We start from the raw sequence: 13,620 nt of genomic DNA on the forward strand, positions 1-13,620 counted from the left end.
CTTATCCGGCCTACGAAGGTGATTCGGTGCTGCTGAAATCACGTGCCGGATGGCGCTTGCGCTTATCCGGCCTACGAAGGTGATTCGGTGCTGCTGAAACCAGGTGCCGGATGGCGCTTGCGCTTATCCGGCCTACAGGTTCGCTGTTACTGAAACGGCGTAGGCCGGATAAGGCGTAGCCGCCATCCGGCAACATACCCGGCGCATCACGCGACCGGGCATTTTTATTACCGTTTTCCGGCGGCCTTACGGCGACGATCGAGATCCTTAATCAGCCTGTTCACCGTCTCATCGGCAAACATCTCCTCCAGCGAAACCGCGAGCTTACGCCGCCAGTTTTGATACTGATCGCTGGTACCGGGCACGTTAACCGGCGACGACATATCCAGCCAATCCTCCGGTTGCAGCCCCAGCAGAGCGCTGTTGCTGTCCGCAATATAGCGCTGCAAACCGCGATTGAGGATCGACGACATCGGCATGCGTAACGCCTTTTTCCCCGCGCGCTGCGGCAAGCAGCCGTGCTGATGCAGCGCCGTCAGCAGCCCCTGTTTGGCCTGCTCACGATCGTCATATAAACCGCTCAGCAGCTCCTCATCCGGATAGAGGCCCAGCGTTTTGCCAAGGGTTAAATCGCCGCTCTCCCAGTAGCCGCGCAGGGTCGGCAGATCGTGGGTGGTGGCAACCGCCATCGACTGCGCCGGCCACGCTTTGGGAGCATGGAACACCTTATCGTCATTTTCGAAATAGAGCACTTTGTAGGAGTAAACGCCGCTGCGCCGCAGCTTGCCGACGATCTCCTGCGGAACAGTACCGAGATCTTCGCCAATCACCATGCACTGGTGACGGTGACTCTCAAGGGCGAGGATCGCCAGCAGATCGTCAACCGGATAGTGAACATAGGCCCCCTGATCCGCCGTTTCGCCGTAGGGGATCCACCACAGGCGCAGCATCGACATCACATGATCGATACGCAACGCGCCGCAATTTTTCATATTTGCGCGCAGCAGATCGACAAACGGCGCATAGCCACGCGACTGCATGACGTGCGGATCCATCGGCGGTAAGCCCCAGTTTTGCCCCAGCGGCCCGAGAATATCTGGCGGTGCGCCAACGGAGGCTTTCAGGCAGTAAAGCTCACGATCGCACCAGGTCTCTGCGCCGCCTTCCGCCACGCCAACCGCGAGGTCGCGATAGAGGCCAATCGGCATCTGGTAACCCTGGCTGGTTTGCCAGCACTCAGCGAACTGGGTAAATGCCAGCCACTGCAGCCAGAGGTAGAAATTGACCTCATCGGCATGCTGCTGGCAAAAGGCTTTAACTTCCGGGCTGTCGATGGATTGATAACCCTGCGGCCAGGCTGGCCAGCCCCAGCGCAGCGGATCTTCCTGCACCTGGAACGCGTGCAGCGCATCGAACGCCGCCTGCCAGTAGAGGCTGTCCCCCTCCTGCTCCACGAATGCGCGGAAGGCGGCGAACTGCTCATCCTCCTCACCGCGCTGGCTGAAGCCTTGCCACGCCATGCGCAGTGCCGTCAGCTTGAGCGCAGTGACCGCCGAATAGTCGACCCACTCGCTCTCGCGGGCAGCGCGCAGCGCCTTCTGGGTGGCGGCTTTTTTCCACCACGCCAGCGCCGCTTTGCTCTGGGCAAAATCCTCTACCGCGCTAACGTCGATATAGATAATGTTCAGCCAGCGGCGAGAGGACGGGCTGTAAGGGCTGGCGCTCTCAGGGTAAGCGGGATAGAGGGCATGAATCGGGTTGAGCCCGATAAACGCGCCGCCGCGCTCGCCGACGCCTGTGAGCATCTGTTTCAGATCGCCGAAATCGCCGATCCCCCAGTTGTTTTCGGAGCGCAGCGTGTAGAGCTGCACGCAGGCTCCCCATAATTTTTTACCGTCACGCAGCGCCTGCGGCTCATAACAGCGGGCGGGCGCGATAATCACCCGGCACGTCCACTGCTGCTTTTTCTGCGTCAGCGTCAGAGCGTGGTAGCCCAGCGCCAGGCCGCCCGGCAGCGGCAGATCGTCACCGCCGCTTATCTCGCCCTGGTAGATTTTTCCCGCTTCGGTCGTCAGCTGCCACTGGTATTGCCCCTTGCCGGAGACCACCAGCCGCTTCTTTTTACCGTGAATAAACACCTGTACCGCTGGCACAGGCGCAGCATTTACCGTCGCCGGGACAGGGTGCATCGCATCCAGTAACCGCTGTTTGGTCTGCGCACTGATGGACTGCGGTTTACCGTGCGCATTGATGTAATTTGGGCTGATTCCTGCCGTCAGCGCGGCCTGTTCCAGACGTTTACTCTGCATTGCGCTTCCTTAACGTTTTGCCTGCCAGATGCGGGTCTGGTAATCGCGGATCGAGCGGTCAGAGCTAAACATGCCGCAGCGCGCGGTATTGAGGATCGCCGCACGCGTCCAGGCCTCCTGGTCGCGATAGAGCACATCAACCTGCTTTTGCGCCTCGACATAGGCGGCGAAATCCGCCATCACCAGGTAGGGATCGCCGCCCTGTTTGCAGATGCTGTGCAGCATCTGGTCGAAGGCATGCTTATCGCCGCCGCTATATTTTCCGCTCTCCAGCTCTTTCAGCACCGCATCCAGCAGCTTATCTTTTTTACGCCACTTGACCGGGTCGTAACCTTTCGCTTTTAACGCCTTCACCTGCTCAACGGTGTGACCGAAGATGAAGATATTCTCTTCGCCCACCTGCTCAGCAATTTCAACGTTAGCGCCATCCAGTGTGCCGACCGTTAATGCGCCGTTGAGCGCCAGCTTCATGTTGCCAGTACCGGAAGCCTCTTTGCCCGCGGTTGAGATCTGCTCGGAGACATCCGCCGCCGGGATCAGTTTTTCCGCCGCCGAGACGCAATAATCCGGCAGGAACACCACTTTCAGCTGGTCGCCAATCGACGCATCGTTGTTAATTACGTCTGCCACTTTGTTGATAGCGTAGATGATATTCTTCGCCAGGTAGTAACCCGGCGCCGCTTTTGCACCAAACAGGAAGACGCGCGGCACGCGGTTCGCCTGCGGGTTTTCGCGGATCTCCTTATAGAGCGCAATGATATGCAGCAGGCCAAGGTGCTGGCGTTTGTACTCATGCAAGCGCTTGATCTGGATATCGAAAATTGCTTCAGGGTTGATCACAATACCGGTGCGCGCTTTAACAAATTCCGCCAGCCGCACTTTGTTTTGCCGCTTAATGTCGCGATAGTGCTGGCGAAACGCCGCATCGTCGGCGTACTTCTCAAGATTGATTAATTGATCGAGATCGTTGGCCCACTCTTTTTTCAGCGTCTTATCAAGCAGCGCGGCCAGCAGCGGGTTGCACTGTTTGATCCAGCGGCGCGGCGTAATGCCGTTGGTGACGTTATGGAATTTGCCCGGCCACAGCTGGTGGTATTCCGGGAAGAGATCTTTCACCACCAGATCCGAGTGCAGCGCCGCCACGCCGTTAACGGCAAAGCCGCCGACCACGCAGAGGTTGGCCATGCGCACCTGTTTGTCATGCACCACCGCCAGTTTTGCCCACACCGCTTTATTACCCGGCCAGGTCTGCTCAACCTGCGCTTTAAAGCGCTCATTGATGCGTTTGATGATCTGCATATGGCGCGGCAGCAGCGCTTTCACCAGCGACTCATCCCAGCGCTCCAGCGCTTCCGGCATCAGCGTATGGTTGGTGTAAGCAAAAGTACGGCTGGTGATCGCCCAGGCGTCATCCCAGCTCAGCTGATGCTCATCAAGCAGCACGCGCAGCAGTTCAGGAATGGCGATGGTTGGGTGGGTGTCATTCAGTTGGATCACTTCGTAATCCGGCAGTTGCGCCAGCTTGCGTCCGGCCAGGTGATGACGACGCAGAATATCTGCCACCGAGCAGGCGCACTGGAAATATTGCTGCATCAGACGCAGCTTCTTACCGGCCTGATGGTTGTCATTCGGGTAGAGCACTTTAGTGAGCTTTTCAGCGTCGATACCCGTCTGCTCCGCGCGCAGGAAGTCGCCGTCATTGAATTTGGTGAGGTTAAACGGATGCGCGTGAGTTGCCTGCCACAGACGTAGCGGCTGGGTAATGCCGTTGCGGTAGCCAATCACCGGCAGATCCCAGGCTTCGCCTACGAGGGTAAAGGCCGGTTGCCACTGCCCCTCTTTACTCACTTTGCCGCCAATGTTGACCTGCACATCCAGCTGTTCGTTGTGGCGGAACCATGGGTAGCTGCGGCGGTGCCAGTCATCCGGTGCTTCATGCTGCTGGCCGTCGACAAAGGATTGGCGAAACAGCCCGTACTGGTAGTTGAGGCCATAACCTGTGGCGGGCTGGCCGACGGTCGCCATTGAGTCGAGGAAACAGGCCGCCAGACGCCCCAGCCCGCCGTTACCGAGCGCCGGATCGATCTCCTCTTCCAGCAGATCGGTCAGGTGGATATCGTGCGCCTGTAATACGTCGCCGACCGCCTCATACCAGCCGAGGTTAAGCAGGTTGTTGCCCGTCAGGCGACCGATCAAAAACTCCATCGAGATGTAGTTAACGTGGCGCTGCTCCTTCGCCGCTTTTGGCGCAGGCTGCGCCGCCAACAGTTCCGCCAGCGCGCCGCTCACCGCATGCCACCACTGGCGAGTTGTCATTTCCGTTGCAGAGTGAACCCCAAAACGCTGCCACTGGCGCGTCAGGGCCGCTTCAAATTGCGCTTTATCAAACGTTGGCTTTGTCATAAAAATCCGGGTCCTATGTGAAGATAATCGACATTAGCGCTAGTGTGCAGATCTACGGGAATCACTTCCTCATCCTGGCGGGGATTAGACAGGGAGGAGTAGCGGGGATGAGCGAAAAAATGTGATCGCCGCCACCTAAAATTTTTATCGCACGGTGAGCCAATAATGAAATGCCGTTTCGGTAATAAATTGTTTTACGCGCACAGAGAACGCGGCGAAATAATATTTTATGCGCGGCGAGGTTACCGTTTCGCTAATTGCACGTTGCTTTTAGGCGACCCATTAATATGGCCTATTTTTCTACGGAAAATTTGCCCGTTTTTACGCCGCCGCCCGCCCTGCCTGGGCTGAATTTATTCGGCCCATAAATAGAACTGTGACATAGTGCAAATTCACAATCGTCAGATCCGGACATAACTTGCAATATTTCCTCATCTGTCCGAACGTATTGAGATTAATTACGAAGCACAAAAAAAATCGCATCTCAGTTCTCCCTCACAGTGAAGTGATAACTATGTTGATTCCGTCCAAATTAAGTCGCCCGGTTCGACTCGACCATACGGTGGTGCGCGAACGTCTGCTGGCGAAACTTTCCGGCGCCAACAATTATCGGCTTGCGCTGGTAACCAGCCCTGCGGGCTACGGCAAAACTACCCTCGTATCGCAATGGGCGGCGGGGAAAAGCGATGTCGGCTGGTTCTCGCTCGATGAGGGAGATAATCAGCAGGAGCGCTTCGCCAGCTACTTTATCGCCGCAGTGCAGCAAGCGACCGGCGGGCATTGCGCCAGCAGCGAAGTGATGGCGCAAAAACGCCAGTACGCCAGCCTGCCTTCACTCTTCTCACAGCTGTTTGTTGAACTGACCGAATGGCAGCGCCCGCTCTACCTGGTGATTGATGATTACCATCTGATTACCAACCCGGTGATCCACGATGCGATGCGTTTCTTCCTGCGCCATCAGCCGGAAAACCTGACCCTGATTGTGCTCTCGCGTAACCTGCCGCAGCTGGGGATTGCCAACCTGCGCGTGCGCGAACAGCTGCTCGAAGTGGGCAGCCAACAGCTGGCCTTCACTCACCAGGAGGCGAAGCAGTTTTTTGACTGCCGCCTGAATGCGCCGATCGAAGCGGCTGAGAGCAGCCGGCTTTGTGATGACGTTGCCGGCTGGGCCACGGCGCTCCAGCTGATCGCCCTCTCCGCCCGGCAAAACCACAGCGCACCGCATCACTCCGCGCGCCGCCTCGCGGGCATTAACGCCAGCCATCTCTCCGATTATCTGGTCGATGAAGTGCTCGATAATGTCGATCCCGCCACCCGCCAGTTCCTGCTCAAAAGCGCTCTGCTGCGCTCGATGAACGATGCGCTGATTGTGCGCGTCACCGGCGAAGAGAACGGGCAGATGCGGCTGGAGGAGATTGAGCGTCAGGGGCTTTTTTTACAGCGCATGGATGACTCCGGCGAGTGGTTTAGCTACCACCCGCTGTTCGGCAGTTTTCTGCGTCAGCGCTGCCAGTGGGAGCTGGCGACGGAGCTACCTAATATTCACCGCGCGGCAGCCGAGAGCTGGATGGCGCAAGGTTTCCCGAGCGAAGCGATCCACCATGCTCTGGCAGCGGGCGACGGCGTGATGCTGCGCGATATTCTGCTCAATCACGCGTGGGGTCTGTTTAACCACAGCGAGCTGAGCCTGCTGGAGGAGTCGCTAAAAGCGCTGCCGTGGGAGAGCCTGCTGGAGAACCCGCGGCTGGTGCTGCTGCAGGCGTGGCTGATGCAAAGCCAGCACCGCTATAGCGAAGTGAACACCCTGCTGGCACGCGCCGAGCAGGAGATGACGACCCAGATGGATGCCTCGCTGCATGGCGATTTCAACGCCCTGCGCGCCCAGGTGGCGATTAACGATGGCGATCCGGTGGAAGCAGAACGGCTGGCGATGGTGGCGCTCGACGAACTGCCGCTGGCTAACTACTACAGTCGGATTGTCGCCACGTCGGTGCATGGCGAAGTGCTGCACTGCAAAGGCGAGCTGGCCAATTCGCTGGCGGTGATGCAGCAAACCGAGCAGATGGCGCGCCGTCACGATGTCTGGCACTACGCGCTGTGGAGCCTGATCCAGCAGAGCGAAATCCTCTTCGCGCAGGGCTTTTTGCAGGCCGCGTGGGAGATGCAGGAGAAAGCCTTCGCGCTTATCCGCGAGCAGCATCTTGAACAGCTGCCGATGCATGAATTTTTACTCCGCATTCGCGCCCAGCTTCTGTGGGCGTGGGCGCGGCTCGATGAAGCGGAAGCCGCCGCGCGTCAGGGGATGGAGGTGCTCTCTGCACTGCAACCGCAGCAGCAGTTGCAGTGCCTGGCGCTGATTGTGCAGGTCTCGCTGGCACGTGGCGATCTGGATAACGCCCGCAGCCATCTGCACCGGCTGGAGAACCTGCTCGGCAACGGTCAGTATCACAGCGACTGGGTGTCGAACGCCGATAAAGTGCGAATGATCTACTGGCAAATGACCGGCGATAAAAACGCCGCCGCGCAGTGGCTGCGCCAGACGCCAAAACCAGCCTTTGCCAATAACCACTTCCTGCAGAGCCAGTGGCGCAACATTGCCCGTGCGCAGATCCTGCTGGGGGATTTTGACCCGGCGGAGATGGTGCTTGAGGAGTTAAACGAAAACGCGCGCAGCCTGCGCCTGATGAGCGATATCAACCGCAACCTGCTGCTGCTCAACCAGCTTTACTGGCACGCCGGGCGCAAAAACGATGCCCAGCGCGTGCTGCTTGAAGCGTTGCAACTCGCCAACCGCACCGGGTTTATCAGCCACTTTGTGATTGAGGGTGAACCGATGGCGCAACAGCTGCGCCAGCTCATTCAGCTCAACACGCTGCCGGAGCTGGATCAGCACCGCGCCCAGCGCATTCTGCGCGAAATCAATCAGCATCACCGGCATAAGTTCGCCCACTTTGATGAGAGCTTTGTCGAGCGCTTACTGACGCACCCGGAAGTACCGGAGCTGATCCGCACCAGCCCGCTGACCCAGCGTGAATGGCAGGTGCTGGGGCTTATCTATTCGGGATACAGCAACGAGCAGATCGCCGGTGAACTGGCTGTCGCCGCGACGACCATCAAAACCCATATCCGCAACCTCTATCAGAAGCTGGGCGTTGCCCACCGTCAGGATGCGGTGCAGCACGCCCAGCGGCTGCTGAAAATTATGGGTTATGGGGTATAAGGGCTAGCAGAGTTCCAGCTGCACATTGTTGTGGCTGATCACCTGCATCACGCCTGCGGGCGGCATCACATCGGTGTAGACCGCATCGACAAGGCTGATGCTGCCCATATTCACCATCGCATTACGGCCAAACTTCGAGTGATCCACCACCAGCATCACATGGCGCGAGTTCTCAATGATCGCGCGCTTGGTGCGCACTTCATGGTAGTCAAACTCCAGCAGCGAGCCGTCTGCATCAATGCCGCTGATGCCCAGGATGCCGAAATCGAGGCGGAACTGGGAGATAAAATCGAGAGTCGCTTCGCCGACAATACCGCCGTCGCGGCTACGCAGTTCGCCGCCCGCCAGAATGACGCGGAAATCCGACTTCTTCATCAAAGTATTAGCGACGTTAAGGTTGTTGGTGACCACCCGCAGTTCGCTGTGGTCGAGCAGCGCATGGGCGACCGCTTCCGGCGTGGTGCCGATATCGATAAACAGCGTCGCGCCATTGGGGATCTGCTCGGCCACGCGGCGGGCAATACGCTCTTTTTCCGCCGCCAGCGTCGTTTTCCTGTCGTGCCACGAGGTGTTTTCAGAGCTGGAAGGCAGCGCCGCACCGCCGTGGTGACGCAAGATTTTGTTCTGATCGGCCAGATCGTTCAGATCGCGGCGAATTGTCTGCGGGCTGACGGAGAACTGTTCGACCAGCTCTTCGGTGCTGACATATCCCTGTTGTTTAACCAGCTCGATAATCGCGTCGTGACGCTGTGTCTGTTTCATCATGTGTCCCTGGATAATTATGTTCGTTTTCGCACATTCTGCGAGTCCACCAGCGCCATCGCCAGGCCAATAACAATCCCTGCCGTATGCGCGCCGCTGGCAATGGCGAAGCCGGTTAAGCCGAACCATTCCGCCACCATCAGTAACACCGTAAAGATAAACAGGCCGTTCGGCAGCGCTACCTTCGGTTGCGGGTCGCGTATGCCGCGCAGCCAGACATAACCGATCAGCGCATAGACCACCCCGGAGAGGCCGCCGAACCAGGGGCCGGTAAGCTGGTGCTGCACAAAACCGCTCAACAGCGCGCTTATCAGCGTGATGACTACCAGCTTGCCGCTGCCGAGCCGCTTCTCCACTGCGCCGCCAAGATACCACCACCAGAAGAGGTTAAAGAGGATGTGCAGCAGCGAAAAGTGCATGATCGCGTGGGTGAAGTAGCGCCAGGCTTCAAAGCGCAGGCTCTCATCCCATGGCCAGGCGAGCCACGCCATCACGACTTCATCACCCATCACGTTCATCAGCAGGAAGACGATAATGCAGAGCACGGAGATGGCGATAGTGAGCGGTCCGCCGCGCTCGCGCAGGGCGGCTGAAAGAGGGAAACGGCGGTAGTGCAAACCGCTGTCGGTCTGGCCGGATTGCCAGCTTGCCGCCAGATAGCGCGGATCGGCAGGGTTTTCCAGAAAGCGCGCCAGCTCTGTGCGCACGCGTTCGGCCTGGCTTTCGTCCGCCAGCCAGATGTCGGTCTGCTCATGGTGCTGGATCGTCAGGATAACGCCCTGAGTCTGCATATAGTCGACAAACGCCTGGGCGACGCGGGGGTTAGCAAAAGAGGTAATCATCAACATGACGGGCGTCGCTTAGTCCATACAAAGAGAGACAGTATAGCGGAGAGTCGCGCTTCGCCTAAAGCGTGCCGTGCTCGACTTCTGCCGGGAAGTGGCGATGCCACGCATCGAAACCACCATCAACGCTGTAGACCTCTTCATAGCCCTGCTGCAACAGATATTGCGCGGCACCTTTACTGCTGTTGCCGTGATAGCACATCACCATCACCGGCGTGTCGAAATCGTTGTCGCGCATAAACGCGCCCAGCGTGTCGTTGGTGAGGTGAAACGCGCCCGGCGTATGGCCCATCGCGAAACTCTGCGGATCGCGGATATCGACCAGCACGGCCTGTTGCTGCTGCAATTTCTGGTGGGTCTCTTCGACATTAATACATTCAAACTGATCCATGGCGTTCTCTTTATTGACACGAATTATGGCTAGGCTGCGACAAGTGTACGTCGTGACCCCGGTGATGCGCCATTATGTTATGCATATCACTCTAAATTGTTTTTTTGATGTTACCAAAAGCGCGTTCCTTTGCTATTATGAGCGATATCGAACATTTTTGAGCTTTTACGAAAGTGCGTGAGGATAGCATGGAAACCAAAGATCTGATTGTGATAGGCGGGGGCATTAACGGTGCCGGTATCGCGGTTGACGCCGCAGGGCGTGGTTTATCCGTGCTCATGCTTGAGGCTCAGGATCTCGCCTGCGCGACCTCCAGCAACAGCTCTAAATTGATTCACGGTGGCCTGCGCTACCTTGAACACTACGAATTCCGCCTGGTGAGCGAAGCGCTTGCCGAACGTGAAGTGCTGCTGAAAATGGCACCGCACATCGCCTTCCCGATGCGTTTCCGCCTGCCGCACCGCCCTCACCTGCGCCCGGCATGGATGATTCGTATTGGTCTGTTTATGTACGATCACCTGGGTAAACGCACCAGCCTGCCGGCGTCGAAAGGGTTGCGATTTGGCTCAGAATCGGTGCTGAAACCGGAAATCGTGCGCGGATTCGAATATTCCGACTGCTGGGTCGATGATGCGCGCATGGTGCTGGCGAATGCGCAGATGGTTGAGCGTAAAGGCGGGAAAGTGATGACCCGTACCCGCGCCACCAGTGCGCGTCGTGAAAACGGCCTGTGGGTGGTGGAAGCGGAAGATATCGATACCGGCGAAAAATTTAGCTGGAAAGCGCGCGGTCTGGTCAACGCCACCGGCCCGTGGGTGAAAGAGTTCTTTGATGACGGCATGAAACTGCCTTCGCCATACGGCATTCGCCTGATCAAGGGCAGCCACATCGTGGTGCCGCGCGCCCATGCGCAGAAGCAGGCCTACATCCTGCAAAACGAAGATAAACGTATTGTCTTTGTGATCCCGTGGATGGATGAGTTCTCTATTATCGGTACCACCGACGTTGAGTACCACGGCGACCCGAAAAACGTGAAGATCGACGAAGATGAGATCAACTACCTGCTCAATGTCTACAACGATCACTTTAAGAAACAGCTGACGCGTGACGACATCGCCTGGACCTACTCCGGCGTGCGCCCGCTCTGTGATGACGAATCCGATTCGCCGCAGGCGATCACCCGTGATTACACGCTCGATATTCATGATGAAAACGGCAAAGCGCCGCTGCTGTCGGTCTTCGGCGGGAAACTCACCACCTACCGTAAGCTGGCGGAGCATGCGCTGGAAAAACTGACGCCGTACTACAAAGGCATCGGTCCGGCGTGGACCAAAGAGTGCGTCTTGCCCGGCGGCGATATCAACGGCGATCGTGAGGATTATGCGGCGAAACTGCGCCGTACATACCCGTTCATCAGCGAATCGCTGGCGCGCCACTATGCCCGTACTTACGGTAGCAACAGTGAACTGATTCTGTCGGGTATCACCAGCCTTGATGGCATGGGCGAGCACTTCGGTCATGAGCTGTATGAAGCCGAACTGCGTTACCTGGTCGAGCATGAATGGGTACGTCGCCTTGACGATGCCATCTGGCGTCGTACGAAACTTGGCATGTGGCTGAGTGAAGAGGAGCAGGCGCGTGTCGCGCAGTGGCTAACGCGCAATAACAAAGCGGAACTCTCTTTAGCTTCTTAAGCGTTAACATAAAAACCCGGTGGCCTGAAACCACCGGGTTTTCTTTTGCCTTTAGCTCAGCAGCGTAAAGGCGATCATCCCGATAATCGCACCGGTGGTCCCGAGGATGGTTTCCATCATTGTCCAGGTCTTCAGGGTTTGCGCTTCTGTCGCGCCAGTAAAGCGGCCATAGAGCCAGAAACCGGCATCATTCACATGGCTCACCACAATCGAACCGCCCGCGATACAGATGGAGAGTGCCGCCATCTGCGCGCCGTTGAAGTGCAGCTGTTCAATAACCGGCATTACCAGACCGACTGCGGTCAGACAGGCGACCGTTGCGGACCCCTGGATAATGCGCACCGCCGCCGCCAGCACGAAACAGGTCAGGGCAATCGGTAGACCCATGCCGGTTAACGCTTCACCGAGCGCTGGGCCAACGCCGGAATCGACCAGCACCTGTTTGAAGACGCCGCCCGCACCAATCACCAGCAGAATAATCCCCGCCGGTTGTAGCGCCTGGCCGCAAATCTCCATCACCCGATCTTTTTCCATCCCCTGACGCACCGCCAGACCGTAAATCGCTACCAGACAGGCAACCAGAATGGCGGTGAAGGGGTGACCGATAAACTCCAACCATTGATAGAGCGTGCTGTCTTCAGCCACGAAACGCGCGGCGATGGTTTTCATCCCCACCAGCACCAGCGGCAGCAGGATCAGCGCGAGGCTGAAGCCAAACGACGGCATTTTGCCTTCGCCGAGATGCGGCTCGCTAACATCGTCCGGAATATGCAATTCAACGTGGCGGCTAATAAAGTTGCCCCACAGCGGCCCGGCGACCAGCATGCCCGGGATCGCAGCGCAGAGGCCAATCAGGATCATCCAGCCGAAATCTGCATGCATCTGCGAGGCGAGCAGCATCGGCGCAGGCCCCGGCAGCAGAAATGCCGCCGCTGCCGCAACGCCTGCGAACAGCGGGATCACCAGTTTGACCAGGTTAGTGCCGGTGTGGCGCGCCATCGAGAAGGCAACGCTTATCAGCAGGACAATCGCCACTTCGAAGAAGAGCGGCAGGGCGCAAATCAGCCCGGCGAGGCCAATCGCATAGTGCGCGCGGCTGTGTCCGAAGGAGTTAAGCATTTTGACGGCGATTTGGTCCACCGCACCGGTCTCATGCAGGATTTTGCCGAACATCGCGCCAAGCGCTACCACAATGGCGAGGAACCCGAGCGTACCGCCCATCCCCTTTTCCATGGTCTGCGCGATTTTCGTTAGCGGCATACCGGAGAAGAGCCCGGCACCAATCGACACCACCATCAGCGCAACGAAGGCGTGCATTCGCGCTTTCATCACTAAAAACAGCAGCAGTAAAACAGAACCGACGGCGGTTAATACCAGCGTTAATGTACTCACTGCTCACGGCCTTTGGTTATCACTTCAATGGTGCTGGCGACCACGCCATCAAGCGGTTGGTCAATGTTCACCACCAGCACATCGCGTTCATCTTCGCCCGGCTCCTGCAGCGTTTCGAACTGGGTGACCAGCATCTGCGTTTTGAAGAAGTGGCCTTTACGCGCTTTCAGGCGGCTTTCGATAACATCGAATTCGCCCTTCAGGTAGATAAAGGAGAGGTTAGGATTACCGGCGCGCAGCTGGTCGCGGTAGTGCTTTTTCAGCGCCGAGCAGACGATCAGCGACACTTTGTTGGTGCGCTGCATAGCGAAGGCGGCATCGTTCAGCGCCTGCAACCACGGTTTGCGGTCATCGTCGTTCAGCGGCTCGCCGGAGGCCATCTTGTTGATGTTGCTCCGCGGATGGAGAAAGTCGCCGTCGAGAAACGCGGCTTTAAGCTGATACGCGACTTCGCTGGCAACCGCTGATTTGCCGCTGCCTGAAACGCCCATCAGAACGAAAACATGGTGATCAAGGTTTGTTGTGCTCAAAGGGAAGCCCCCACGGGTGCAAGAGTGATTGTTACGGGTAACTGTTATCGGTAACATTGTCCTGTCGCGATCCC

The 13,620-nt window shown here is 57.8% G+C and carries 9 protein-coding genes; 2 read left to right on the forward strand and 7 right to left on the reverse strand.

Translation table 11 applies throughout. From position 1 onward, the window contains the following. Positions 1-227 precede the first annotated feature (227 nt). Both malQ and malP read right to left on the reverse strand, forming a co-directional pair. The gene (malQ, locus tag ABIC80_RS16670; protein ID WP_429177866.1) at positions 228-2,309 is read right to left on the reverse strand and encodes a 4-alpha-glucanotransferase; all 2,082 of its coding nucleotides are present in this window, start codon (positions 2,307-2,309) and stop codon (positions 228-230) included. 9 nt (positions 2,310-2,318) lie between these two features. Then, a complete protein-coding gene (gene malP / locus ABIC80_RS16675) occupies positions 2,319-4,712 on the reverse strand; it encodes a maltodextrin phosphorylase (protein ID WP_429177867.1) in 2,394 nt (797 codons plus the stop codon). A gap of 514 nt (positions 4,713-5,226) precedes the next feature. On the opposite strand from malP, the gene malT reads away from it, so the two are divergent. Further along, on the forward strand, positions 5,227-7,932 hold the full coding sequence (gene malT / locus ABIC80_RS16680) for an HTH-type transcriptional regulator MalT (protein ID WP_429177868.1): 2,706 nt from the start codon (positions 5,227-5,229) through the stop codon (positions 7,930-7,932). Between the two features lie 3 nt (positions 7,933-7,935). Here the strand turns inward: malT and ABIC80_RS16685 are convergent, their stop codons facing one another. Genes ABIC80_RS16685 through glpE form a run of 3 tightly spaced genes read right to left on the reverse strand, consistent with a single transcriptional unit; the run spans position 7,936 to position 9,930 of the window. Beyond that, positions 7,936-8,694, reverse strand: coding sequence for a DeoR/GlpR family transcriptional regulator (locus tag ABIC80_RS16685; protein ID WP_023482097.1), 759 nt, complete (start codon positions 8,692-8,694; stop codon positions 7,936-7,938). Between the two features lie 17 nt (positions 8,695-8,711). Further along, positions 8,712-9,542, reverse strand: a complete 831-nt coding sequence (gene glpG / locus ABIC80_RS16690; RefSeq protein WP_200135364.1) for a rhomboid family intramembrane serine protease GlpG — start codon at positions 9,540-9,542, stop codon at positions 8,712-8,714. A 58-nt stretch (positions 9,543-9,600) separates the two neighbouring features. Beyond that, positions 9,601-9,930, reverse strand: a complete 330-nt coding sequence (gene glpE, locus ABIC80_RS16695; RefSeq protein ID WP_054802635.1) for a thiosulfate sulfurtransferase GlpE — start codon at positions 9,928-9,930, stop codon at positions 9,601-9,603. Between the two features lie 188 nt (positions 9,931-10,118). Here glpE and glpD point away from each other — a divergent pair, with 188 nt between their 5' ends. Next, on the forward strand, positions 10,119-11,624 hold the full coding sequence (gene glpD / locus ABIC80_RS16700) for a glycerol-3-phosphate dehydrogenase (RefSeq protein ID WP_263753805.1): 1,506 nt from the start codon (positions 10,119-10,121) through the stop codon (positions 11,622-11,624). A gap of 51 nt (positions 11,625-11,675) precedes the next feature. On the opposite strand, the gene gntU is transcribed toward glpD, so the two are convergent. Together gntU and gntK are read right to left on the reverse strand one after the other, a co-directional pair. Beyond that, entirely contained in the window at positions 11,676-13,016 is a 1,341-nt protein-coding gene (gene gntU, locus ABIC80_RS16705) for a gluconate transporter (RefSeq protein WP_367164805.1), read from the reverse strand. Further along, the gene (gene gntK, locus ABIC80_RS16710; RefSeq protein WP_054802636.1) at positions 13,013-13,546 is read right to left on the reverse strand and encodes a gluconokinase; all 534 of its coding nucleotides are present in this window, start codon (positions 13,544-13,546) and stop codon (positions 13,013-13,015) included. The genes gntU and gntK overlap by 4 nt, the downstream gene beginning before the upstream one ends. Between the last annotated feature and the right edge of the window lie 74 nt (positions 13,547-13,620).

The sequence above is a fragment of the Kosakonia sp. 1610 genome (genome assembly GCF_050435845.1).
Classification (GTDB): domain Bacteria; phylum Pseudomonadota; class Gammaproteobacteria; order Enterobacterales; family Enterobacteriaceae; genus Kosakonia; species Kosakonia cowanii.